The organism is Ancylobacter sp., from assembly GCF_965229075.1.
Classification (GTDB): Bacteria; Pseudomonadota; Alphaproteobacteria; order Rhizobiales; family Xanthobacteraceae; genus Ancylobacter.
The window spans coordinates 289,444-312,355 of sequence record NZ_CBDDIO010000001.1 but is presented as its reverse complement, the minus strand read 5'-3'; the positions used below and the strand labels follow the sequence as shown (position 1 = coordinate 312,355).

Genomic DNA, 22,912 nt, shown 5'->3' with positions numbered 1-22,912 from the left:
GGAGACTGCGCTCAGTGGCGGCGCAGCGTGATGTGCCAGGGGATCAGCAGCTTCTCCGCCAGCGAAACCGCGCCGAACAAGGCGAGGCCGAGCAAGGTGAGGAAGAAGATGCCGGCAAAGGCGAGATCGGGCCGCATGTTGCCGGTCGCGATCTGGATGTAGAAGCCGAGGCCCTGGTCGGAGCCCATGAACTCGGCAATCGTGGCGCCCACCGTCGCGTTCAGCGCGGCATATTTGAAGCCGACGAAGCACTGCGGCAGGGCGGCGGGCAGCCGCACCTTCCAGAAGGTGCGCAGCGCCCCGGCGCCGGTGGAACGGCAGAAGCGGGTGAGCTCGTCGGACAGCGACCCGAAGGCGTGGATCGAATTCAGCGCGACGGGGAAGAAGCACACCAGCACCACGATCACGACCTTGGGCAGCAGGCCGAAGCCGAGCCAGGCGATGAACAGCGGCGCGAAAGCGATCTTCGGCACCATCTCCAGGCTGACGAGGAACGGGTAGACGGTGCGCTGCAGCGGCTTCCAGAAGGCGATGGCAAGCCCCACCGGCACGCCGACGCAGATGGCGAGCGCGTAGCCGATCAGGCTCTCCGCGCCGGTGATCAGCGTGTAGTCCAGCAGCCGGGGAATATCCGCCCAGCCATTGGCGGCGATCTGCGAGGGTGTGGGCAGGATGTAGCCGGGGATCTTGAAGATCACCACGGAATATTCCCACACCAGGAAGAAGCCGATGAAGAAGGCGGCGAACGGCCAGGAGGCGCGCAGCGCCAGGGCAAGCCGGGCGGCAGCCCGCGTGGCGAGGCGTGCGGCGAGGCCGGGTTCGGGCGGCATGCTAGAGGACACCATAGTCATGGAAGATCCCCTGAATCTCGCGGACATACTGGGTGAACCGGGCGCTCGCCTTCACTTCGAGGTTGCGCGGCCAGGGCAGGTCGATGTCGATGCGGCGCTCGATCCTTCCCGGCCGCGGCGTCACCACGCAGACGGTGGAGGAAAGCTGCACCGCCTCCTCGATGGAATGGGTGACGAACACCACCGTCGGCCGTTTCTGCATCCACAGCGTCTGCAGGTCGGTGCGGATGCTTTCGCGCGTCATGGCGTCGAGCTTGCCCAGCGGCTCGTCGAACAGCAGCGTGTCCGGCTCGTGCACCAGCGCCTGGCAGAAGGCCGCGCGCTGCTGCATGCCGCCGGAAAGCTCATAGGGATGGCGGCGCTGGAAACCGTCCAGCTTCACCGAACGCAGCAGGTCGCGGATGCGGTCGGCATAGTCGCGCGGGTCGAGCCCGCGCAGTTCGAGCTGCAGGGCGACATTGCCCTCCACCGTGCGCCAGGGCACCAGCGTGTTGTCCTGAAACATGATGCCGATATCGGTGCGCGGCCCCTCGACCTTGCGGTCGTCGAAGAAGATCTCGCCCCGGCTCGCGTCCAGCAGGCCGGCGATCATCAGCATGAGGGTGGACTTGCCGCAGCCCGACGGGCCGAGCAGCGAGACGAAGCTGCCGGATTCGATGGTCAGGTCGACCGGTCCGAAGGCGTGCACCGCCGCCGGACCGACGCCGAACGTCTTTGTCAGCGACCGGATGTCGATCGTTGCTCCCATGACGCGTCTGCACTCCCTGAGATACGGAACGGGCGGAGAGGTTTTCCCCGCCCGCGCGGGGTCGGAAGGCTCTATTTCGGCAGGAAATCGTTGGTGTAGAAGAAGCTCGCCGGCTCTTTGGTCTCAAGGCCGTTATACGTCTTCATCAGCGCGATCATGTCGTTCCAGTCGGCCGGAACGTTCATGCCGAGCACTTTGCCGGTGTTGGCCTTGGAGTAGAGCACGTCGAGCGTGACCTTCTGCACCTCCGCCGCCTGCTTCTTTCCGGCTTCCTCGTTCATGGTGCCGCCGACGATGTCGCCCATCGCGTTGACCGCCGCCTGCGGGTCGGCCTCCGCCGCCTTGTAGGACTTCACCGTCGCGGCGAGGAAGCGCCGCACCAGATCCGGGTTCTTCGCCACCGTTTCCCGCGACGTCACGATGCAATAGCCGACCTGATTCACCCCGAATTCGGAATAGGGAAAGGTGATGGGCTGCGCCCCGCCGGCCGCCTTGATCTCGGCCGGCTTGTCGTCAAGGCCGCCGAGCATGCCGACCGTGCCACCCGCGCCCTGCAGATAGCTCGACACCAGCGCGCCATCCGGCACGTTGATGATGCCGACATCGCCTTCGGCAAGGCCGGCATTCTTCAGCACCAGCGGGAAGAAGGTGTTGACGCCGGCATTGGAGGTGGTGAGCAGCTTCTTGCCCTTGAGGTCGGCGATCTTGGAGACGCCGGCATCCGGGCGCACGATGATGGCTTCCGTGCCCATCGCGTCGATGACCGCGACGGAGATCAGCGGCGCGCCCTTGGAGGCGAGGTTCACCAGCCCGGCGCAGGAGCCATAGGAGAAGGTGCTGTCGCCATTGGCCACCAGCCGGTGCGCCGAACCCGAGCCGTTGCCGGAGCGGATGTCGAGATTGATCCCGGCATCCCTGAAATAGCCGCGGTCCTTGCCGAGGGCGAAGGCCGCGTGCGAACCGTACCACATCCAGTTGAGCCGAAGCCTCACATCGTCGAGGGCCTTGGCCTGACCGGCACCGAACAGGCTGACGGCAAGAAGCGCCGCGCCGGCAAGTCGCTTTCCGAGTGTTGCAGACATGATCATTGCGATCCCCGCTCTGGTTATTGCTTGTGCGATACTGGGGTCGCTCAGACCGGCAGGCAGCCGGGACCGAGCGCTTCGTAAGTCTTGTAGGACAGAACGAATTCCTGGTGCCCGAGCGCTTCGGACTTGGTCGGCGCGCCCGAAGCCGCGGCGATGACGGCGTCCACCAGATGGCGGCCGACCTCCTCCACCGTCTCCACGCCATCGGCGATGGTGCCGCCATTGACGTCCATGTCGCCTTGCATGCGGCCATAGGTGCGCGAGTTCGACACGCCCTTGATGACCGGCGCCACCGCCTGGCCGACCACCGAACCGGCGCCGGTCGTGAACAGGATGAGATGACAGCCGCTCGCCACCATCTCGGTGATGGTCTGGGTGTCGTTGATGTTGGGAATGCCGAAGCGCACCGGCCCGTCATTCACCGTGTCCATGAGATAAAGGCCCGGCCCGGGCGGGCGCACGCCCGGCTTCAGCAGACCGCGGATCGGCCGCGAGCCGCTCTTGGCATAGGCGCCGAGCGACTTTTCCTCCAGCGTCGACAGGCCGTATTTGATGTTGCCGCCGCCGAAGCTGCCATGGCCGAGCGCGGTGTAATAGTCGTCCGCCTTGCGCACCGCGCCGCGCAACGCCTCGGCGAGGCCCGGCGTGGTGGCGCGGCGGGCCATATGCTCCTCGCAGCCGATCAGTTCGCAGGTCTCCTCGAACATCACGGTCGCGCCGGCATCGACCAGCAGGTCGCTGGCATGGCCGACCGCCGGGTTGATGGTGACGCCGGACAGGCCATCGGAACCGCCGCATTTGCTGCCGATGACGAGATCGCTGAGCGCCAGCGGCACGCTCTCCATGGCCGCGAGGGCGGTGAGCTGTTCGCTCACCCAGGCCCGCCCCTGCGCCACCGTGCCGGCGGTGCCGCCGCAGGCCTGGATGGTCAGCAGTTCGACCGGCCGTCCGCTGGCGGCGATCGCCGCCTTGAGACGGCTGCGCTGGAACTCCTCGCAGCCGAGCGAGACCAGCAGCACCGCGCCGACATTGGGATGGGTGGCGAGGGCGGTCATCACCCGTTCGGCATAGTCGCTGGGGTAGCAGCCGGGAAAGCCGATCAGCTGCGCGCCCTCCGCCTGATACGGCGCCGCGATCAGGCGCGCGACATGGTGGGCGCATTCCACGAGATAGGCGACCAGCACATAGTTGCGGATACCCTTGCGGCCATCCTGGCGCAAAAATCCGCGCATGCCGGCAAGCGGGGCAGAGGTGGCGAGGCTACTCATAATGGTCCTCGTCATTGGTGAGGTAGCGGCTGGCGACGTTGTGAATGTGCACGAGACGCCCTTGCCCGATCGCCGCCCGGGTGACCGCCACCTTCATGGCGAACCGCACAATGTCCTGCCCCTCGGCGATGTCGACCAACGCCAGCTTGTGGCCTTGGGGGATGTCTTCCAGCGCCTGTAGCGAAACGCCGGTCAGCGTCGCGGCCCGCTCGCCGGCGCGGATGTCGCGCAGCGCGATGCCGACATTGTCACCGGCGGCCAGGATGATGAGGTTCGCCGCGCCCGCCATGGTGCCTCTCAGCCGGCCACGAGGTTGGGGGTGCCGATGCGGCGCATCATGTCGAGCGCCGCCGCGCGGTAGAGCGGGCGGACGTCGCGGGTCGGCGGACGGCAGCGGCTGGAGGGCAGGCCGACGAGTTCCATGCACAGCTTGTCGAGATAGCCGTCGCCGCTGGTGAAATCGCGCTCGATCTCGACCCAGAGCTTGTAGAACGGCATCGCCTCTTCCACGAGCATGCGCGCCACTTCGGTGTAGTGGCCGGCGCCGATCTCGCGCACCAGCTTCAGCCCCCATTCGGGCCAGAAATTGCACAGATGCACCTCGAACGCCTTGGCGCCGAGCGCGGGCATGGCGCTGAAGGCGAAGAACAGATTGTTGTCGATGATGGTGAAGCGGTGGGAGAAATGCGCCGCCACGCTCTCGAATTCCATCGCGTCGGTGCGCGGGGTCGCCCATTTCAGGCCGACGACATTCGGGATCTCCGCCAGCCGCTCCACCATCCGGAACGAGATGTTCGTCGTGTTCCAGAAGGTGTTGTAGATGATGATGCCGATTTCGGGCGCCGCTTCCGCCGCCGCGCGGACGAAGGCCTCGAAATCCGCCTCGGTGTGGCTGAAGTAGAACGGGCACGAGACCTGGATGAAGTCGGCGCCGATGCGCTGCGCGGCCTTGGCGAGGCGGATGAGTTCGAGCGTGCTCGTGGTCTGCGCGCCCATGGCCACCGGCACCCGGCCGCCGACCTCGTCGACGACGATCTCCGCCACCCGCACCCGCTCGTCGAAGGTCATGGTGGAGAAATCGCCCGCCGCGCCGCCGGCGAGGAACACGGCCGTCTCGGCGGTCAGCCCGCCATCGATGAGGAAGCGCACATAGGTGCGCAGCGCGGCCTCGTCGACGGGAAACCCTTCCTCGTCGCGGAACGGCGTCGGCACCGTGACATAGCAGCCTTCGAGCTTTTTCTTGAGAATTTCCGTCTGCACGTCACCACTCCCGGCTCGCGGCAGCCACGCGTCATCCCACGCCCACGGCCGACGGCCGGAGACGTTCACGGACGAAAGCGTCGCGTGCCCACTCAAATGTCGTGTCAACAAATCCCGGTGCCGAGGGGCCCGCCAGCGGTTCCCCGGATCATTCCGTGGCCTCATAGTGCCGGTAAAACGCCGAACGAGTTGACATATCTGGTCTCATTTTTGATGTTTCTGGTCAGTCCCGATGTCGGTGAGACCTGCCATGCCCACCCCCTCGCCTGCCACTGCCTCCCCCGGCCTGCGCGAGGGCGGCGTGCCCGCGTTCAATTTCATCCTGCAGCCGGAATTCCCGCTGAACGCGCTGGTGCTGGCGAGCGAGGCGCTGCGCATCGCCAACCAGAACAGCGGACGGGAGATTTTCCGCTGGCGCTTCGTCTCCGAGGATGGGGCGCCGGTGCGGGCCAGCAACGGGCTATGGATGTCGGCCGATGACAGCCTGCAGTCCATGCCGGCCGCCGATTTCTACCTCGTCTTCGAGGGCAATCTGCCGATGCAGCGCAATTCCTCGAAGCTGCTCAGCCAGTTGCGCACCGCAGCCCGGTTCGGCGCCTCCATCGGCGCGGTCGACACCGGCACCTTCGCCCTCGCCCAGGCCGGGCTGATCGACAAGCGCGAGGTCGTGCTGCACTGGGAGGCGGTGCCGGCCTTCCGCGAGCGTTTCCCCGGGGTCGGCGTCAACGGACAGATCTACCTGATCGACGGCCAGCGCCTCACCTGTGCCGGTGGCATCGCCACGCTCGACATGATGCTCGATCTCATCGGGCGGCTGAAGACGCCGACGCTGGCGAGCGAGGTCGCCAATGCGCTGGTCTACGCGCCCCGCCCCGCCGCCACCCCGCAGCGGCTCGACGACACGCCGGCCGCCGCGGTCGCCCCCGCCCTGTCCGACCGGATCGTGGCGCTCATGGAGCGCAATCTCGATTTCCCCCTGCCGCTCGACGAGATCGCGGAAACCCTGGCGGTGTCGCCGAAGACGGTGCAGCGCGAGTGCCGCCGCTCCTTCGACGAGACCCCGATGCGGCTTTACCTGCGCATTCGCCTGCAGGCCGCCCGCAACATGCTGTTCTATGAGGAATTCGGCATCAAGGATGTCGCCACCGCCTGCGGCTTTTCCTATCCCAGCGTTCTGTCGCGCGCGTTCCACGCACAATTCGGCATGACGCCGCGCGACTTCCGCACCTCGCTGCGCCGGCAGCAGAACCAGACCTACCGTCCGGAAGTGCGGCGCCTGTCCATCACACCGCCCGCCCGGATACCCGACCGCGCCTGACCGCGCGGTGCCGCGAATGGCTAAAATGTCGCTTTATCGACATTTTTTTACAGAAACGCTCAGAAGTGATGCACACACCCGACATCGCACCGCTTTGATGGGAAGCACTACAGACATATCGCCGGGCGCCGCGAGGAATGATGCGGGTGCTGGGAGCGAGCCGGGGGAGCACCCCGGCACGGCCTGCCCACTGAGGCGCGCGATGTGCTCCCGCCTCAAAAAAGTAATTTTATCAGATAGATAACTTCTTGCACGGAGGCCTTCTTTCGTCCCTGCCAGCGATGAGACCCAATGACGCGTCAGGCTCGGCGGCCCCAGTGTTGGCAAAAAAACCACACAGGGCACCGGGCGCCTCACCCAACGGTTCCCAAGCACCGCAACCTCGTCAGGCTGCCGATAAATGTAATCTAAGTGACATACTGATCTGCCAAATCGACAGTCCTCGATCAACGCCGACCGAAATCCGGGAGCCAGTGTCGCTTTCCGGGCCGGGCGCGGCACTCCGGGCGCATGGGGACTGCATGATGACTCTTGGGAAAACCCGCCACCGACGTGACTTCAGCCTCGCCACACTCACCTCCCGCCTCCTGTGCGGGGCGGCGATGACGGTGCTCGGCACCGTTGCCGCCCAGGCGGAGGACGGAACGCTCCGCATCCTGACGCTGAACACCTGGGGCGACCAATACGCCAACAATCTCGGCGTTACCTCGGATTTCTTCATCAACGGCAATTACGACATCATCGCCCTGCAGGAATCGCGCACCAATACCAAGTACATCCCCGGCCTGACGCAGATTCTCGGTGATGCCGGCGTCGGCACCTATGCCGGCACGCAGATCAGCGATGTCAGCGTGCTCAGCCGGCTGTCCGGCAGCTTCGGCTCCAGCACGCTTGGCGACGCGGTGGCCTATCAGAAGATCGACGCGCAGAACGGCGTGCCGCAGACCATCATCGGCTCGGTGCATCTCAATTATTACGACGAGCCCAATGCCCGCCTCAACGAGGTCAAGGGCATGAACAGCTGGGCCGCCGGCTCCGACACGCCGATCATCCTTGTCGGTGACTTCAATGCCGGCGACGTTTCCGAGCGCGGCCTGCACAATGCCGACCAGCAATCCTATCTCTTCGCCCGCACCATCGTCGACAGCGGGTCCTCGGCGCTGTGGAAGCAACTGGCCAAGGAATACACCCCGGAAGGCAAGGCGAGCCAGTATGAGGCCTATGCTGCCTCGATGCAGGTGGTGGACGGCAACGGCACGGTGCATTACCGCAACGTGATCCAGGCCTATTTCGACGCAAACCGCAGCGAGTTCCCCGGCAAGACCAGCATCTCACAGCTCAGCTGGCGCCAGTGGGAACAGATCATCGCCAAGGACATGGCGCAGAACGGCATCACCTTCGAGGACGAGACCTATCCGGTGGCCTCGAACACGCCGGTGACGATGAACGTGCTGAAGAAGCAGTACATGCTGCTCACCACCGCAGCGGAGCGCGAGCCTTTCGCCCCGCACGAACTGAAGGACGGCACCACCACCTGGCCCTCGGCCGGCGAGGATGCCACCAACACCTGGACCAGCTGGGACCGCGTGACGATCGACCATTTCATGGTCTCCCGTCCGTTCGGCAAGTGGTACACCATCGTCGACGATCCCAAGGACGCCTATACCGGCGTGCTTGACGATGTCGGCTTCATCAATGACGGCAGCGCCCCGCTCGCCGACCATGAGCCGGTGGCCCATACGCTGAAATGGATCGGCCCGGCGCTGGAGACCTATACCGAGACGGTCGACAGCAAGGACGTGGAGAAGACCCGCCTCGTCTGGGGCTCCGAGGCCACCGTGTTCGCGGAGAAGAACAAGGAATTCTACCTCACGCGCAACAATATGCGCACCGATGTCTATCTCGGGCAGATCTCCGATGAGAACGGCAATCCGATCCTCACCGGCCTGACGCTGGAAGAAAAGAAGACGCTGCTCGACTGCACGAGCACCGACCCGCGCTTCCAGCAGGCGATCCGCGACTACTGCATCGACGATCACAGCTTCATCGGCCAGACGCTGGTGACCGATGGCGGCACGCTCATCGTCGACGAGGACGCCGCGCTCGGCACCTCGGCGGCCAGCCTGCATCTCGACAACGGCACGCTGCGCATTGCCGGCACGGCCATGACGCTGCTCGACCGCGCCGTCGTGCTGGAAGCCGGCGGCGGCGGCATCGAGGTCGCCGCGGCGGACAATGCGGTAGCGATCGGCCGGGTGATTTCCGGCACCGGCAGCCTGACGAAGCTGGGCGAGGGTGCGCTCGGCCTGTTCGGCCAGAACACCTATACCGGCGAGACCAAGGTCGAAGCGGGCCTGCTGGTGCTCAACGGGTCGATCGCCACCTCGTCCCTCACCACCGTGTTCGACGGCGCCGCCCTGGCCGGCACCGGCACGGTCGGCCATCTGCGCGTCGCTTCCGGCGGCACGCTCGCCCCCGGCCAGTCCATCGGGACGCTTAACGTGGCGGGCAATCTGAGCTTCGCCGCCGGCTCCCTCTATCAGGTGGAGCTGAACGCCGAGGGCAAGAGCGACCTCGTCGCCGTCACTGGTGCCACCACCATCGAAGGCGGCAGCGTCATCGGCATCGCGGCCGGCGGCAACTACCTGCCCGAAACCGCCTACACCATCCTCACCTCGGCCGGCGGCATCGAGGGGGCATTCGCCGACGTGACCTCCAACCTCGCCTTTCTCGACCCGACGCTGAGCTATGGCGCGACCGACATCCGGCTCACCATGGCGCGCAACGACACCGCCTTCGACAAGGTGGGCTATACACGCAACCAGCAGGCGGCGGCGCGCGGGGCGGAAAGCCTCGGCTATGGCAATGCGCTCTACAACGCCATCGTCATGCAGGACGCGGCGACGGCGCGGGGCATCTTCAGCCAGATCGGCGGCGAGGTGCATGCCTCCACCGCCGGCGTGCTGGTCAGCACCAGCCGCTTCGTCCGCGACGCGATGGATGACCGGCTGCGTGCCTCGGCGGGCGAGACGCTGATCTCCGACATGGCCGTGGCCAGCCTCGACACCAAGGCGCCCCGCCCGGTGGCGGCGGACACCAAGGGCGTCGCCATGTGGATGCGCGGCTTCGGCAGCTGGAACAACGTCGATGGCGACAGCAACGCCGACGGCCTCACCAGCAACACCGGCGGTGTCCTCGGCGGCCTCGATGCCGGCCTCCCCGGCAACTGGCGCGTGGGCATGCTGGCCGGCTACAGCCAGACCTCGGTGAGCCTCGACGACCTCGCCGCCAGCGCGGACAGCGACAACGTGCATCTCGGTCTCTATGCCGGCACGCAGGCAGGCCCGGTCGGCGTGCGCCTCGGCGCCGCCTATACCTGGCACACCATCGACAGCCTGCGTCAGGTCAACATTCCGACCATCAGCGAGCGGCTCATCGGCGATTACGATGCCGCGACCTCGCAGGTCTTCGGTGAACTCGGCTACCGCTTCGAGAACGGCGCGGCGGTGTTCGAACCCTTCGTCAATCTCGCCTATGTCCACTTCAGCAACGACGCCTTCGCCGAGCAGGGCGGCGTCACCGCGCTGGGCGGGCAGAGTGACAGCCTCGCCACCTTCTTCACCACGCTGGGGCTGCGCGCCTCCACCCGCTTCACCGTCGGGGGCATGCAGGCCACGCTGCACGGAACGGTCGGCTGGCAGCACGCCTCGGGCGACATCACGCCCGACGCGTCGCTCGCCTTCGTCGGCGGCGATGTGTTCTCGGTCGCCGGCGCGCCGATCGCGGAAAATGTCGCGGTGCTCGGCGCGCGGATCGAGTTCGCCGCCACGGAACATGCTACCATCAGCATCGGCTATGACGGGCAGTTCGGCTCCGGCCAGAGCGACAACGGCCTCACGGGGACGCTGAGCGTCAAGTTCTGACGCACGGCCTTCCGCTTCATCCTCCGCCGGCCGGGACAAGCGTCCGGCCGGCCCCGAGCCGTCTCGACCCATGCGGCGCCTGATGGACGCCGCATGGGTCGCTGACTATTCTGACGCTGTGCTTTCGAGAGCCGACATGCTGATGCGCGACGACGAGCGGGACGACGAGGGCAAGAAGGCGCGCCGCCGCGCCTTTCTGGTGCAGTATCTCGACCAGAACCGCTACATCTCGATCGAGGAGATCGCGAGCCGCTTTTCGGTGACGACCCAGACCGCCCGGCGCGACATCGTCGCGCTGGAGCTGGAGGGCAAGGTGCGCCGGCTGCATGGCGGCGCGGTCGCCTCGACCCCGATCGACCCCACCGTCTACCGCCAGCGCCGCATCGCCAATGCGCAGGCCAAGGAGGCGATCGGCGCCGCCGTCGCCCGGCTCGTGCCCGACAATGCCTCGGTGTTCCTCGACACCGGCACGACCTGCGAAGCGGTGGCCCGCGCGCTCATCGACCACACGGCGCTGCGCGTCGTCACCTACAGCCTGCGCGTCGCCTCGACGCTGAGCGACCGCACCGATTTCACCATCGCCGTGCCCGGCGGCTTCGTCCGACAGGTGGATGGCGGCGTGTTCAGCCAGACCTCGGCCGAGTTCATCCAGGCGTTCAAATTCGACTTCGTCGTCATCTCGGTCAGCGGCATCGACGAGGATGGCGATATCGGCGACGACGACTATGCCGAAGTCGCCGCCGTGCGCGCGGCGATGATGCAGGCGGGGCGGGTGATCCTCGCCATCGACAGCAGCAAGTTCGGCCGGCGCGGGCTGGTGCGACTGGGATCGCTGCGCGACATCGATCTGCTGGTCACCGAAGCCGCGCCCGTCGGCGACCTCGCCAGCGTCGCCGAGAAGAGCGGGGTCAAGCTCCACCTCGCGCGGATGGAGCCGGCCTGAGCGCGCCTTACCGAAGGGTCGCTCCCCGACAACGCCCGATATACACGCCGAGGAACGCCATCGAGACGGTCAATCCGCCGGGATCGACAGGTAAAACGCGCGATTTCGCATAGAATTACCTCACCCCACTACTTGGCTGCCGCAGATGTCGAATACCGACATCATATCGGAACGATGGCCGGGATTGCCTGTTGGTCCACAAGCGTGCACCTGCTTTCAGCGCGCCGCCACGCCAACATTTACAGCCATCACGCGGCGGCTCCCGACCCGGGACCGGCCGCCCCGGCATATCCTGGAGGTTCACATGTTCTACACCGACGGCAAGCTGCAATATCCGGTGCGCGTCGAGAAACCCGATCCGGTCTTCGCCCGCGCCCTGCAGCAGGCGATTGGCGGGGTGGAAGGCGAAATCCGCGTGGCCATGCAGTACATGTTCCAGGCCTTCGGCGCGCGTGGGCCGGTGAAGTACCGCGACATGCTGCTCAACACCGCGACGGAAGAGCTGGGCCATATCGAGATGCTGGCGACCGCCGTGGCGCTGAACCTTGAGAACGCGCCGCTGTCGCTGCAGGAGGAAATCTCCGCCGATGCGGTGGGCGGGGGCGTGTTGAACGGCATGGATTTCCGCCATCTTCTCTCCACCGGCCTCGCCGCGCTGCCGGCCGACGCCAATGGCGTGCCGTTCTGCGCTTCGCATGTCTACGCTTCCGGCAACATTGCCGCCGACATGTATGCCAATGTGACGGCGGAAGCCTCCGGCCGCGTGCTGGCGGTGCGGCTCTACAACATGACCAACGATCCCGGCATGAAGGACATGCTGTCCTTCCTGATCGCCCGCGACACCATGCACCAGCAGCAATGGCTGGCGGCCATCGAGGAACTGGGCGGCGCAGCGGCGCTGCCGATCCCCGACAGTTTCCCGCAGGAGCAGGAGAACCGCGATTTCTCCTATGTCTATCTCGGCCACAGGACCGACGGCACCATTCCCGAGGGCCGCTGGTCGTCCGGGCCGAGCATGGACGGGCGCTCCGAGTTCACCGGGCAGGTGTCGAAGCCGCTCGGCGACGAGCCCAGCCTCGCGCCGGCGCGCCCCGACAGCGGCGCGCAGACCGGGCAGGTCTCCAAATCAGGCATGGGCGGGCTGCTCGGCCAGGTGGAAGGTGCCATCGAGCGCCGGCTGTAGGAAAAAGGGGCGGCCGATGGCCGCCCCGCTCTCCATCGCCATGTCGTCGCTCAGTTGCGCGATTTCTTGCGGCCGGAAGCTCGTCCGCCCGCCCCGGCTTCCGCCGGCGCGGTCGCCGCGTCCGGGCGGTGGGGGATTTGCATCTCGCCCTGATCGGTGAGGGTGGGAAATTCGCCGGCATTGATCAGCGCTTCGATCGGCTCGACCGGCGGCGACGCCGTTTCCTCTACCGACAGCAAGGTCTCCGGGCGACCTTCCTCAATCGCCACAATCTCCTTGGCCTGCACCCAGTGGTCCTCGGCCCGGCCTTCGGGGCGGCCTTCCTGCTCCCACAGCTGGTGGGCCCGCGCGCGTATGGTGTCTTCTCGTTCGTCCATGGAGTTCCTCCCGCTTGTCGAGCCAGAACGCGCCGGAGAGGCGGACCGTTCCGGCCGGAACCGGCGACAGCGCGGCACGTTGAGCGTCACTGCCCCGGAGGCGCGTTCATCGACATGGCCGAAAAAACCACCATAAGGCGCCTGGCGCGCCGCTTCGATCTCAAGATCGTCTCACCCACCAGCCTCACCATCCGCCGCAAGCGACGCGGGCGTGGCTTCAGCTATGAGACCGCCGATGGCACAGCGCTGAAGGATGCGGAGGAACTGGCCAGGCTGCGGCGGCTCGCCGTGCCGCCGGCCTACCGTAATGTGTGCTTCGCCGCCGATCCGCGCGCCCATCTCCAGGCCGTCGGCGAGGATGCCGCCGGACGGCTGCAATACCGCTATCACCCGGATTGGACGCTGGTGCGCGAGACGCTGAAGGCGGACCGGCTATCCGGCCTCGCGCAGGCGCTGCCCCGCATCCTGCGCAGCGTGCGCCGGGAACTGCGCCAGCCCTCCTCCCCCCGCCGCTTCGCCCTCGCAGCCGTGGTGCAGCTTGTGGCGCTCACCGCGATCCGCGCCGGCAGCGAGGAATATGCGCTGGAGCACGGCACGCGCGGGGCGACGACGCTGCTCAAATCGCATCTGCGGCTGAAAGATGACGAGGTGGCGCTGGCCTTCAAAGGCAAGGGCGGCAAACCCATCCGCAAGCAGTGCCGCGACGCCGATCTCGCGCGCGCGCTGGCGCAGCTGAAGGAGATTCCCGGCGCGCGCCTGTTCAAATACCGGGGCGAGGATGGCGGCATTTACGCGGTGCGCGGCGCGGACGTGAATGTCTTTCTCAAAGCCATCAGCGGGCAGGCCATATCGCTAAAGGATTTTCGTACCCTGACGGCGTCGCTGGGCGTGCTCGACCGGCTGGGGCGGCTGGAGCCGGCGGGCAGCGAGCGCGGCCGGCGGCAGCAGATCCGTCAGGCCATCGCCCCCCTCGCCGACGAACTCGCCAACACGCTCACGGTCTGCCGCACCAGCTATGTGCATGACAGCGTGATCTCGGCTTTCGAGACGGGAAAGCTCGCCAAGACGGGCCCGGAAGCGCGCTCGCCCCTCGCGCGGATGCAATTGCTCTCCGAACTCCTGCGCAGCAAAGGCTGCCGCCCGGCCTGCGCCGGAAAGAGCGTTGCCCGCCGCCGGACGGCCGCCATTGAGGCCGTGGCGGCGGCGCCCTAGTCGCCCCAGCCGAGCGAATACCCCCTGTTGCAGGGCCGCGCGTGCGCCACCGCGCATGGCGGACGCCTGCGCAAATGGCAGCACAAGAGAAAACGAAGACCCTTATTCAGAAAAGAACACGGCGGTGACCTGGTACATCGCCGAAAGTATTTGCCTACGGAGCCGGCGAAGGCTGCCGCCACGCAACGGAACCTTACGGGTTACTGCCACTTAGCGAGGGGTAGAGCGCGAGCTGGCGCCACAGCGCCACACGCCGCGCTTCCAGGAAATGGAGACGACCATGAATACCCTCAAGCTGCTCACCGTGGCGCTCATCACCGCTGCCCCGCTTTCCGTGCTTCCGGCCGCCGCGCAGTCGGTCGGCGAGCAGACCGGGGTGAATGCCGTGCTCGGCGTCAGCCCCTCCACCACCGATTTCGTCACCCAGGCGGCGATCAGCGGCATGTTCGAGATCCAGTCGAGCGAACTGGCGCTTGAGCGCGGCGACGCCGCCACCAAGGCGTTCGCGCAGCAGATGATCACCGCGCACCGCAAGGCCTCCGAGGAGCTGAAGGGATTGGTGGCGAGCGCCAATATCAACGTCACCCTGCCGGCGACGCTCGACAGCGCGCATCAGGAGACGATGGACGATCTGCGCAAGCTGCAGGGGGCCGAGTTCAATGAGGAATATATCGACGAGCAGGTCGACGCGCATGAAGACGCCGTCTCGCTGTTCGAGCGCTATGCCGAGGGCGGCGACAATGCCGCGCTGAAGGCGTGGGCGGCGAAGATGCTCCCCGAACTCAAGCACCATCTCGACATGGCCAAGAAGCTCGACAAGTGAGCCAGCCGCGCCCCGGTCCGGGCCGCTGTGAGGGGTGAGGCAGCATGGCCCGTATCCTCATCATCGGCGCCACCGGGCTGATCGGCGCGCATGTGGCGGCTGATCTGGCGGCCGCCGGCCATGATGTGACCGGGGTCGCGCGAAGGGTCGATGCGGCCGCGCGGGCGATGCCGTCGCTGCGCTGGCGGGCGGTCGATCTCGCTCGTGCGTCGAGCACGGACTGGGCGCCGCTCCTGGCGGGAATCGACGTGGTGATCAATTGTGCGGGCGCGCTGCAAAGCGGGCCCGCCGATGACGTGACCGGGACGCATGAGCGCGGCCTCGCCGCCCTCGTGGCCGCCTGCGAAAGCGCGGGCGTGCGTCGCGTCCTCCATTTCTCCGCCATGGGCGTGGACGGGGCGACGCCGACCGAGTTCTCCCGCAGCAAGCGCGCGGGCGACGACGTACTGATGGCCAGCGCGCTGGACTGGGTGATCCTGCGGCCCTCGGTCGTGCTCGGGCCGGCCGCCTATGGCGCCAGCGCGCTGATCCGGGGACTGGCGGCGCTGCCGCTCCTGCCCGTCATGCCAGCGACGGCGCCCTTGCAGCCGGTGGCGCTGGCGGATGTGGTCGCCACCGTCGCCTTCTTCGTCGCGCCCGACGCCCCAGCCCGGCTCGCGCTGGAACTGGCGGGGCCGGACAGGCTCACCTTCAACGCGACAATCGGGCTCTATCGGCGCTGGCTGGGCTACCGGCCGGCGCGGGAGATCGCGCTGCCGGCGTCGGTGGCGGGGCTGTTCTACCGGCTGGGGGACCTCGCCGGCCGGCTCGGCTGGCGCCCGCCGGTGCGCTCGACGGCGCAGCGGGAAATCGCGCGCGGGGCGGTGGGCGACACCTCCGCCTGGCGGCGGGTCACCGGCCTCACGCCGCAGGCGATCGCCGCCATGCTGGCGGCGCGCCCGGCCTCGGTGCAGGAGCGCTGGTTCGCCGGGCTCTATCTGCTCAAGCCGGTCATCCTGCTCAGCCTCGCCCTGTTCTGGGTCGGTTCGGGCGTCGCCTCGCTGGGGCCGGGCTATGAAGGCGGGGTCGCGCTGATGCGCGAGGGCGGCGCCGAAGCGCTCGCGCCGCTGGCGGTGATCGGCGGCGGGCTGGCGGATCTTCTGGTCGGCGTCGGCCTCATCGTCCACCTCACTGCACCGTTCGCCCTGCTCGTCGGGATCGCCCTCGCGCTGTTCTACGCGCTGGCCGGCAGCGTGCTCACGCCCTGGCTGTGGCTCGATCCGCTGGCGCCCTTGCTGAAGATCGCGCCGGTGATCGCCCTGCATCTTGTCGCCCTCGCCACGCTGAGGGACCGGTGATGACCTATTTTATCCTGAAATTCCTGCACCTTATCGGCGCGGTGGTGCTGATCGGCACCGGCGCCGGCATCGCTTTCTTCATGGTGATGGCCCATCGCACCGGCCATGTCGCCAAAATCGCCGGTGTGGCGAGGATCGTGGTGACGGCCGATTTCCTGTTCACCGCCACCGCCGTGGTCGCCCAGCCCGTGACCGGCGTGCTACTGGCGCGACATGTCGGCTACCCCCTGACGGAGGGATGGATCGTGCTGTCGATCCTCCTCTACCTCGTCATCGGCGCCTTCTGGCTGCCGGTAGTTTATATGCAGATGCGGATGCGCGACCTTGCCGAAGCTGCGGAAGCCGCCGGCGCAGCGCTGCCGCGCGCCTATCACCGGCTGTTCTGGACCTGGTTCGCCTTCGGCTTCCCAGCCTTTGGCGCCATTCTCGGCATAGTGTGGCTGATGATCGCCCGGCCGGAAATCCATTTGCTCGGTTGAAGCTGCAACACAGGCTTTCAGCCACCCTCCGCCAAGCGATCCTTCAAGACCGGTGCCGGGCTCGCGACGCGGGAAAAACTGGTACGCCGTGCCTGTTCCAACTCGCGCAGGCCGGTGGCCAAGCCCGCGCCCCACACCAGATGCACGGCGAGCATCAGCGCGTTGCGCCGAGCAGGATGAAGCGTCGCAGGACGGAGAATGCCCAGCACGGGAATCCAGCCGAGATAGCTCGCCACCCACACGCCGATGCCGAAAAGCGGGCCGGCCAACCGCGCGCTACGTGGGCGCAGAAGGCCGAAAGCCGCCCCTGCCGCGCCGCCATAGGCGAAATGATGCAGAAGCGTGGCGGTGGGCGCGGTGAGCCCGAGATGCGGAAGGTTGGCGCTGATCTCGCGCGGCGGCAGCGGGTAGCGCTCCTTATTGGGCAAGCGCCCATGCAGGCGGCGCATCGCCATGGTCATCGGCAGCGTCGCGGCAACGCCGGCAAGGGCGCCCAGCACCAGGCGGTCGCCGGCTTTCATCGCGCGCTCCTCCGGCCGACAGCGGCGGTGGCGAGAACCAGGCCCATGGCAGCGTAGGCGAGCGCAATGGAGCGCGGGCGCACCACCAGCTCCCAGCCGGGCGTCAGCCGCTTCGGCACCACGGCGTAGTCAACGACAGCGGCAAGGGCCGACACGGCGGCCGCGTCGCCCAACGGGTTGCGCTGCGGACGCCAGAGGCGCAGCGCCTCATAAACGCCGGCCCAGAGCAGCGAGGCCGCATGATGGGTGGCATAGCCGCCGAGCGTGTGCTTCAGGTCTACCGCGCGCGAGCGGCCGGCGGCCTCGCCCAGAAACCAGTGGCTGGTGGCGTTCACCGGCTGCACCAGAGCCTGCCCTTCCGCCCGTGCCCGTAATGCGAGCACGACCGTGGTGGCAATGGCGGCGGCGCTGCCCGAGCGGAGCGTGCGGCCGGCAAGAAGGCGCAGAATGTGGGAAGGCATGCTCATGGGCGCCCCTTGCCGGGTTCGGCCATCTTGCGGTGCTGCTCGGCCAGCATTCCGGAAGGCATGAGATTGGCGGCGGCGGTCTGCAGCTTGTTCTTCCAGCCGCCGACGACATCGCCTTCGCCCTTCATCATGGCGTCGAAACCGGCCCTCGCGACCTCGGCCGGATCATCCTTGTCGTCCTGACCGACCTTGGTGTCGAGCATGTCGGCGCGGGCGAAGAAGGCGGTATCCGTCGGGCCTGGCATGAGGCAGGTGACCGTGACGCTGGTGTCCTTCAGCTCGTTGCGCAGGGCGAAGGAGAAGGAGTTGAGGAACGCCTTAGTGCCGTTATATACGGCCTGGAATGCGCCCGGCATGAAGCCGGCGATCGAGCCGGTGATGAGAATGCGCCCGGAATCGCGCGCGCGCATATCCTGGCCGACGCGGTGGATGAGATAGGCGGTGCCGGTGACATTGGTGTCCACCACCCGCTTCCACGCCTCGAAATCTTGGTCAAGAAAGCCATGCCCGAGGCCAAGGCCGGCATTGGCCATCAGCAGGTCGACGGGCTGGCCGAGTGCGCGGACCGTCTCATAGAGTTCATCGACCCCTTCGCGCCGGGCCAGGTCGGTCTCGATGGCAGTCACATGGCTGCCGAGTCCGCGCAGCACCTGCGCGGCCTTCTCGATGCGCGGCTCATCGGCGGCGATAACGAGGTCGTAGCCGCGTTCGGCGGCGCAGCGGGCGAGTTCGAACCCGATGCCGGTAGAAGCTCCGGTAACGACCGCAAGCGGCCGGGTGACATAGGCCATGGCGGTCTCCCCTAGGGCTTGAGCACGACCTTGATGCAGCCGTCCTGCTTGTCGCGGAACGTTTGGTAGAGGTCAGGCCCGTCCTCCAGCGAGGCGCGGTGGGTGATGACGAAGGAGGGGTCGATCTCGCCCTTCTCGATGCGCTCCATCAGCGGCGCGAGATAATGCTGCACCGGCGTCTGGGCCATGCGGAAGCGCAGCCCGCGATTGATCGCCGAGCCCATCGGCACCTTGTCGAGGAAGCCGCCATAGACGCCGACAATGGAAACCGTTCCGAAATTCCGGCAGCAATGGATCGCCTGACGCAGCACATGCGGGCGGTCGGTGCCCATGAACAGCGCGGTCTTTACCCGGTCGACCACGGAATCGGCGCTGGCGGTGGCGTCGGCCTCGGTGCCGACGGCGTCGATGCAGGCATCCGCCCCACGCCCATGGGTCAGCTCCATAAGGCGGTCATAGATATCCTCCTCATGGAAATCGAGCGTCACCGCCCCGCCCGCCCGCGCCATGGCGAGCCGCTCGGGAACGGTGTCGATGGCGATGACCCGTTCGGCGCCGAGCAGGAAGGCAGAGCGGATGGCCATCTGCCCGACCGGACCGCAACCCCAGATGGCGATGGTGTCGCCGGGCTGGATGTCGCAAAACTCCGCAGCCATGTAGCCGGTGGGGAAAATGTCGGAGAGGAACAGCGCCTGCTCGTCGGTGAGCGAGTCCGGCACCTTGATCGGGCCCACATCGGCGTAGGGCACGCGCAGATATTCCGCCTGCCCGCCGGCATAGCCGCCCAGAAGATGCGAATAACCGAACAACCCGCCGGGCGAATTGCCCCACAGCTTCATCGCCTTGGCACGGTCGGGATTGGTGCGCTCGCAGCCGGAGAAATAGCCACGCTTGCAGAAGAAGCACTCGCCGCAGGAAATGGTGAACGGCACCACCACCCGGTCGCCGACCTTGAGCTTGCTGTTGCCGGCCCCGACCTCGACCACCTCGCCCATGGTTTCATGGCCGATCACATCGCCATGCTGCATGCCCGGGATGATGCCGCCATAGATATGCAGGTCCGACCCGCAGATCGCACAGGCCGTCACCTTGATGATGGCGTCGCGGGCATCCTCGATGGTGGGATCGGGCACGCTCTCGCAGCGAATGTCGCCCTTGCCGTGCCAGGTCAGCGCTTTCATGGGGGGCTCCTCGTCCTCTGATTGCGAGGGCTAATCCCCAAATCTGCTAGACGTTCCGGCCTTACAGGGCCGGAAACCCGGTCAAATCCCGGCGCGGTACTCCACACCCATTTCCCGGCAAAACCCTACCCAAACCGGGCGAAAAGCCCGGTTTGCGCGCGGCAGACTGCTCAGGCAAGCCCGCGTCGGAGGATGGCGAGCCAGTCCGCCTCCGTCACCACGCCCAGCGGGCGCTCGGCGGCATCGACAACGAAGACCGCATGAACGCGATCATTGGCGAAGCGGTCGAGCAGGGTAATGGCCGGCGTGTCCGGCGCGGCCGTGCTGGCCGGCGTCATCGCCTCCGCCAGCGTCGTTTCCGCCAAGGTCGTGGCCGGCACGGCCAGTTCGCGCAGGCCCACGGCACCGACGATCCGTCCTGCATCGTCGAGGATGGGCAGACGGCGCACATCGTGTTCGACCAGCAGCGCGCGCGCCTCGTCCGGCGTCATGGAAAGACGCGCCGCGATCACGCCCGCATGCATGACATCGGCGCAGGAGAGATCACGGTAGGAGCGCGCCAGCGCCCCCTGCTCCATGTCGCGCAGCAGCCGCTCAAGATCGTTCACGTCGATGTCGAAGGTCTCGCCCGTGCGCTCCAGGGCGGCGGCAAGGTCCGCCTTGCGGAAGGTCCACGGCATCTCCTTCGCCGGCTTGGCCGGCGGAACGGGGACATGCGGATAGGCATGGCCAGAAAAGCGATGATAGACCCAGGCGGACGCCACCAGCACCACCGCATTCGCCCCCACCGGCAAGAAGGGGAAGGCGTAGCTGGAGGACGCGCCTGCGAACAGGCCGACCAGTGCCGCAGCACCGCCCGGCGGGTGCAGGCAGCGTGTCAGCGACATGACGGCGATAGCGCCGCCGACGGCGATGCCGGCAGCGAGCGGCGACAGCGGCATGACATGCGCCACCAGAACGCCGATGAGCGCGGAAAGCGTGTTGCCGCCGATTGCCGGCCAGGGCTGCGCCATCGGGCTCGCCGGCACCGCGAACAGCAGCACAGCCGACGCGCCCATCGGCGGCACCAGCCAGAGCAGATGGTGCGGCTCGGTTGCGGCGAAGGAACAGATCAGCCCGGTGAGTGCGATGCCGACCAGCGCACCACCGCAGGCGAGAAGGCGATCCCGCAAATTCGCGCCGGCGAGGATGGGGCGGAACAGTCTCAAGCGGGAATTGACAGACAAGGCGGCCTCCAGACGAGGGGTTGCGGCAGAGCGGCGGCGCCGCGAGGGGTAGGCCCTATGCCGACCGGGGCGAAACGGCGAGGACGTGGGGCGGGTCTTCCACCATCAGTTGGCTCCGACACCCGGTGGGGGAATGCCGAGGGACAGGATCAGCCGTTGAAAGCCCGGTTTTCGCTCCACGAGATCGGCCACGCTATAGCTGTCCAGCACGGCGAAGAAGGCGTCCATGGCCTCGTTGAGCACGGGAAGGACCCCGCAGCCGCCGGCGAGCGCGCAGCCCTCGCAGCCGACCAGGCAGTCATCCCCCTCGGTATGACGCAATAGCTCGCCGACGCGGATCATCGCGGCAGGCCGGCCCAGCCGGTAACCGCCGGCGCGCCCCCGCGCGCTGGCGACATAGCCCGCTTTGCCGAGGTCGTGCAGCACCTTCATGAGGTGGTTCTGCGAGATTGAATAGGCCGCGGCAATCTCGGAAATCGCGCAGAGCCGGTCGTCCCGCGCCGCGAGGTAGATCAGCACGCGCAGGGCGTAATCGGAATAGCGCGTCAGCTGCATGGCTGTCTGGAGGCTTTCCAGTCGGAGGATACATGTATAGCGTATACATGATTTAAGGGGAGGCAAGTGATGACCGACGGCAGCGGGCAGACGGGGATGAGGGGTCCGGAATCGGGCGTGCGGCCCTTCGTCATCGAGAGCCGCCAGCGGGAGAGCGATGTCATCACCTCTTTCGTGCTGCGCCCGCGTGATGGCCGCCCGCCCGCGCCGCATAGTGCCGGCCAGCATCTGACCCTGTTCGCCGACCTTCCCGGCGCAGGACGGCAGAAGCGCAATTACAGCATCTCCTCCGCGCCCAATGGCGAGACCTACCGCATCTCGGTGAAGCGCGAGCCGGAAGGAACAGTGTCGAGATGGCTGCATGACGTGGCGCGCGAGGGCACGGCGCTGGACATCGCCGCGCCCTCCGGCAGCTTCGTGCTTCCGGCGGACGATACGCGCCCGCTGGTCATGCTCAGCGCCGGCGTCGGTCTGACGCCGATGGTGGCAATGCTGGAGGCTCTGGCCGCCGACCATCGCAGGCCCCGGCTGCAGTTCATCCATTGCACCCAGAGCCGCGCCACCCAGGCCTTCGGCGGCCATCTGCGCGGTCTCGCCGCCGCGCTGGGCGCCGAAACCGCCTTCTTCCACACAAGGGCGAATGAGGGCGAGGTCGACGACGATGTCGTCGCCGGTCACCTGACGCCCGACTGGCTGTTGGCTCATTCCGCTGTCGCGGAGGCGGAGTACTTTATCTGCGGCCCGACCCGTTTTCTAAGGCTCTTCGTGCCCGCCCTCGCCAAGGCGGGGGTTCCGCCGGAACGGCTGCATTACGAGTTCTTCGGCGCGGTGGAAGACCTGTTCGAGGAGCCACCGGCGGCGAGCGCCGCCCCGTCCTCCCCGCCCTCCACCGTGGCGGAGCGTCACTCGCGCACGGTCGGCGACATCACCCGCGCGGCGATCAGCGACACGCTGCTCGACAGCGCCGCCGACGCCGTCGTGGTCAGCGATGCCGAGGGGGCGATCGTGCTGTGGAATCCCGGCGCCGAGCGGATTTTCGGCTTCACCGAGGAGGAGGCGCTGGGACGTTCGCTCGACATCATCATTCCCGAGCCGTTCCGCGCCCGGCATTGGGAGGGCTATCGCGAGACCGTCGCCTCCGGCCAGAGCCGCTACGGCGCCGGCGACATGCTGGCCGTGCCTGGGCTGACCCGCGACGGGCGACGCATCTCGCTGGAATTCACCATCGCCCTCATCAAGGACCCGGCCGGCACGGTCACCGGCATGGCCGCCGTGCTGCGGGACATCACCCCCCGCTTCGAGGAAATGAAGGCGCTGAAGAAGAAGGTGGCAGCGCTTCAGGGCACGCCCTGACGCCGGGA

General features: G+C 67.2%; 22 protein-coding genes. 9 read left to right on the top strand and 13 right to left on the bottom strand.

Translation table 11 applies throughout. From position 1 onward, the window contains the following. Positions 1-11 precede the first annotated feature (11 nt). From ACO07Z_RS01735 to ACO07Z_RS01710, 6 genes are all read right to left on the bottom strand, one after another. Positions 12-851, bottom strand: coding sequence for an ABC transporter permease (locus ACO07Z_RS01735; RefSeq protein WP_421697127.1), 840 nt, complete (start codon positions 849-851; stop codon positions 12-14). Continuing rightward, entirely contained in the window at positions 832-1,599 is a 768-nt protein-coding gene (locus tag ACO07Z_RS01730; RefSeq protein ID WP_421697126.1) for an ABC transporter ATP-binding protein, read from the bottom strand. Before ACO07Z_RS01730 ends, ACO07Z_RS01735 begins: the two co-directional genes overlap by 20 nt. Positions 1,600-1,670: 71 nt before the next feature. Then, complete coding sequence (locus ACO07Z_RS01725; protein WP_421697125.1) at positions 1,671-2,681, bottom strand: ABC transporter substrate-binding protein; 1,011 nt, start codon at positions 2,679-2,681, stop codon at positions 1,671-1,673. Positions 2,682-2,731: 50 nt separating this feature from the next. Then, positions 2,732-3,955, bottom strand: coding sequence for a UxaA family hydrolase (locus ACO07Z_RS01720; RefSeq protein ID WP_421697124.1), 1,224 nt, complete (start codon positions 3,953-3,955; stop codon positions 2,732-2,734). Further along, positions 3,948-4,244: a UxaA family hydrolase gene (locus ACO07Z_RS01715; RefSeq protein WP_421697123.1), complete on the bottom strand. Its 297-nt coding sequence runs from the start codon at positions 4,242-4,244 to the stop codon at positions 3,948-3,950. The genes ACO07Z_RS01720 and ACO07Z_RS01715 overlap by 8 nt, the downstream gene beginning before the upstream one ends. A gap of 8 nt (positions 4,245-4,252) precedes the next feature. Further along, on the bottom strand, positions 4,253-5,215 hold the full coding sequence (locus ACO07Z_RS01710) for a dihydrodipicolinate synthase family protein (protein WP_421697122.1): 963 nt from the start codon (positions 5,213-5,215) through the stop codon (positions 4,253-4,255). A 250-nt stretch (positions 5,216-5,465) separates the two neighbouring features. Here ACO07Z_RS01710 and ACO07Z_RS01705 point away from each other — a divergent pair, with 250 nt between their 5' ends. From ACO07Z_RS01705 to ACO07Z_RS01690, 4 genes are all read left to right on the top strand, one after another. Further along, complete coding sequence (locus ACO07Z_RS01705) at positions 5,466-6,533, top strand: GlxA family transcriptional regulator (protein ID WP_421697121.1); 1,068 nt, start codon at positions 5,466-5,468, stop codon at positions 6,531-6,533. Between the two features lie 524 nt (positions 6,534-7,057). After that, complete coding sequence (locus ACO07Z_RS01700; protein ID WP_421697120.1) at positions 7,058-10,456, top strand: autotransporter domain-containing protein; 3,399 nt, start codon at positions 7,058-7,060, stop codon at positions 10,454-10,456. Between the two features lie 136 nt (positions 10,457-10,592). Further along, positions 10,593-11,399, top strand: a complete 807-nt coding sequence (locus ACO07Z_RS01695; protein ID WP_244377581.1) for a DeoR/GlpR family DNA-binding transcription regulator — start codon at positions 10,593-10,595, stop codon at positions 11,397-11,399. 304 nt (positions 11,400-11,703) lie between these two features. Continuing rightward, positions 11,704-12,582 (top strand): manganese catalase family protein, encoded by an 879-nt coding sequence (locus ACO07Z_RS01690; RefSeq protein ID WP_421697119.1) that lies wholly within the window; start codon positions 11,704-11,706, stop codon positions 12,580-12,582. Positions 12,583-12,632: 50 nt separating this feature from the next. On the opposite strand, the gene ACO07Z_RS01685 is transcribed toward ACO07Z_RS01690, so the two are convergent. Next, the gene (locus ACO07Z_RS01685) at positions 12,633-12,959 is read right to left on the bottom strand and encodes a DUF2934 domain-containing protein (protein WP_421697118.1); all 327 of its coding nucleotides are present in this window, start codon (positions 12,957-12,959) and stop codon (positions 12,633-12,635) included. Between the two features lie 114 nt (positions 12,960-13,073). On the opposite strand from ACO07Z_RS01685, the gene ACO07Z_RS01680 reads away from it, so the two are divergent. From ACO07Z_RS01680 to ACO07Z_RS01665, 4 genes are all read left to right on the top strand, one after another. After that, positions 13,074-14,171, top strand: a complete 1,098-nt coding sequence (locus tag ACO07Z_RS01680) for a DNA topoisomerase IB (RefSeq protein WP_421697117.1) — start codon at positions 13,074-13,076, stop codon at positions 14,169-14,171. Positions 14,172-14,451: 280 nt separating this feature from the next. After that, a complete protein-coding gene (locus ACO07Z_RS01675) occupies positions 14,452-14,994 on the top strand; it encodes a DUF4142 domain-containing protein (RefSeq protein WP_421697116.1) in 543 nt (180 codons plus the stop codon). Positions 14,995-15,038: 44 nt separating this feature from the next. Next, a complete protein-coding gene (locus ACO07Z_RS01670) occupies positions 15,039-16,331 on the top strand; it encodes an SDR family oxidoreductase (protein WP_421697115.1) in 1,293 nt (430 codons plus the stop codon). Next, positions 16,331-16,810 carry a DUF2269 family protein gene (locus ACO07Z_RS01665; protein ID WP_421697114.1) on the top strand — a complete coding sequence of 160 codons (480 nt, stop codon included), beginning with the start codon at positions 16,331-16,333 and terminating at the stop codon, positions 16,808-16,810. The genes ACO07Z_RS01670 and ACO07Z_RS01665 overlap by 1 nt, the downstream gene beginning before the upstream one ends. Before the next feature lie 17 nt (positions 16,811-16,827). Here the strand turns inward: ACO07Z_RS01665 and ACO07Z_RS01660 are convergent, their stop codons facing one another. The 6 genes from ACO07Z_RS01660 to ACO07Z_RS01635 form a co-directional block, all read right to left on the bottom strand. Continuing rightward, positions 16,828-17,331, bottom strand: a complete 504-nt coding sequence (locus tag ACO07Z_RS01660) for a hypothetical protein (protein ID WP_421697113.1) — start codon at positions 17,329-17,331, stop codon at positions 16,828-16,830. Further along, positions 17,328-17,798 (bottom strand): hypothetical protein, encoded by a 471-nt coding sequence (locus tag ACO07Z_RS01655; protein WP_421697112.1) that lies wholly within the window; start codon positions 17,796-17,798, stop codon positions 17,328-17,330. Before ACO07Z_RS01655 ends, ACO07Z_RS01660 begins: the two co-directional genes overlap by 4 nt. After that, entirely contained in the window at positions 17,795-18,589 is a 795-nt protein-coding gene (locus tag ACO07Z_RS01650) for an SDR family NAD(P)-dependent oxidoreductase (RefSeq protein ID WP_421697111.1), read from the bottom strand. Before ACO07Z_RS01650 ends, ACO07Z_RS01655 begins: the two co-directional genes overlap by 4 nt. 11 nt (positions 18,590-18,600) lie before the next feature. Beyond that, on the bottom strand, positions 18,601-19,770 hold the full coding sequence (locus ACO07Z_RS01645; RefSeq protein WP_421697110.1) for a zinc-dependent alcohol dehydrogenase: 1,170 nt from the start codon (positions 19,768-19,770) through the stop codon (positions 18,601-18,603). 170 nt (positions 19,771-19,940) lie between these two features. Then, positions 19,941-20,996: an HPP family protein gene (locus ACO07Z_RS01640; RefSeq protein ID WP_421697109.1), complete on the bottom strand. Its 1,056-nt coding sequence runs from the start codon at positions 20,994-20,996 to the stop codon at positions 19,941-19,943. A 105-nt stretch (positions 20,997-21,101) separates the two neighbouring features. Further along, on the bottom strand, positions 21,102-21,551 hold the full coding sequence (locus tag ACO07Z_RS01635; protein ID WP_421697108.1) for an RrF2 family transcriptional regulator: 450 nt from the start codon (positions 21,549-21,551) through the stop codon (positions 21,102-21,104). Between the two features lie 69 nt (positions 21,552-21,620). On the opposite strand from ACO07Z_RS01635, the gene ACO07Z_RS01630 reads away from it, so the two are divergent. Continuing rightward, positions 21,621-22,904, top strand: coding sequence for a PAS domain S-box protein (locus tag ACO07Z_RS01630; protein WP_421697107.1), 1,284 nt, complete (start codon positions 21,621-21,623; stop codon positions 22,902-22,904). Positions 22,905-22,912: the final 8 nt, after the last annotated feature.

Excerpts from the sequence above, each read along its gene's own strand:
- ACO07Z_RS01735 (WP_421697127.1), bottom strand. The coding sequence starts at position 851 with ATGACTATGGTGTCCTCTAGCATGCCGCCCGAACCCGGCCTCGCCGCA.
- ACO07Z_RS01730 (WP_421697126.1), bottom strand. The coding sequence starts at position 1,599 with ATGGGAGCAACGATCGACATCCGGTCGCTGACAAAGACGTTCGGCGTC.
- ACO07Z_RS01725 (WP_421697125.1), bottom strand. The coding sequence starts at position 2,681 with ATGTCTGCAACACTCGGAAAGCGACTTGCCGGCGCGGCGCTTCTTGCC.
- ACO07Z_RS01720 (WP_421697124.1), bottom strand. The coding sequence starts at position 3,955 with ATGAGTAGCCTCGCCACCTCTGCCCCGCTTGCCGGCATGCGCGGATTT.
- ACO07Z_RS01715 (WP_421697123.1), bottom strand. The coding sequence starts at position 4,244 with ATGGCGGGCGCGGCGAACCTCATCATCCTGGCCGCCGGTGACAATGTC.
- ACO07Z_RS01705 (WP_421697121.1), top strand. The coding sequence starts at position 5,466 with ATGCCCACCCCCTCGCCTGCCACTGCCTCCCCCGGCCTGCGCGAGGGC.
- ACO07Z_RS01700 (WP_421697120.1), top strand. The coding sequence starts at position 7,058 with ATGACTCTTGGGAAAACCCGCCACCGACGTGACTTCAGCCTCGCCACA.
- ACO07Z_RS01695 (WP_244377581.1), top strand. The coding sequence starts at position 10,593 with ATGCTGATGCGCGACGACGAGCGGGACGACGAGGGCAAGAAGGCGCGC.
- ACO07Z_RS01690 (WP_421697119.1), top strand. The coding sequence starts at position 11,704 with ATGTTCTACACCGACGGCAAGCTGCAATATCCGGTGCGCGTCGAGAAA.
- ACO07Z_RS01685 (WP_421697118.1), bottom strand. The coding sequence starts at position 12,959 with ATGGACGAACGAGAAGACACCATACGCGCGCGGGCCCACCAGCTGTGG.
- ACO07Z_RS01680 (WP_421697117.1), top strand. The coding sequence starts at position 13,074 with ATGGCCGAAAAAACCACCATAAGGCGCCTGGCGCGCCGCTTCGATCTC.
- ACO07Z_RS01675 (WP_421697116.1), top strand. The coding sequence starts at position 14,452 with ATGAATACCCTCAAGCTGCTCACCGTGGCGCTCATCACCGCTGCCCCG.
- ACO07Z_RS01670 (WP_421697115.1), top strand. The coding sequence starts at position 15,039 with ATGGCCCGTATCCTCATCATCGGCGCCACCGGGCTGATCGGCGCGCAT.
- ACO07Z_RS01665 (WP_421697114.1), top strand. The coding sequence starts at position 16,331 with ATGACCTATTTTATCCTGAAATTCCTGCACCTTATCGGCGCGGTGGTG.
- ACO07Z_RS01660 (WP_421697113.1), bottom strand. The coding sequence starts at position 17,331 with ATGAAAGCCGGCGACCGCCTGGTGCTGGGCGCCCTTGCCGGCGTTGCC.
- ACO07Z_RS01655 (WP_421697112.1), bottom strand. The coding sequence starts at position 17,798 with ATGAGCATGCCTTCCCACATTCTGCGCCTTCTTGCCGGCCGCACGCTC.
- ACO07Z_RS01650 (WP_421697111.1), bottom strand. The coding sequence starts at position 18,589 with ATGGCCTATGTCACCCGGCCGCTTGCGGTCGTTACCGGAGCTTCTACC.
- ACO07Z_RS01645 (WP_421697110.1), bottom strand. The coding sequence starts at position 19,770 with ATGAAAGCGCTGACCTGGCACGGCAAGGGCGACATTCGCTGCGAGAGC.
- ACO07Z_RS01635 (WP_421697108.1), bottom strand. The coding sequence starts at position 21,551 with ATGCAGCTGACGCGCTATTCCGATTACGCCCTGCGCGTGCTGATCTAC.
- ACO07Z_RS01630 (WP_421697107.1), top strand. The coding sequence starts at position 21,621 with ATGACCGACGGCAGCGGGCAGACGGGGATGAGGGGTCCGGAATCGGGC.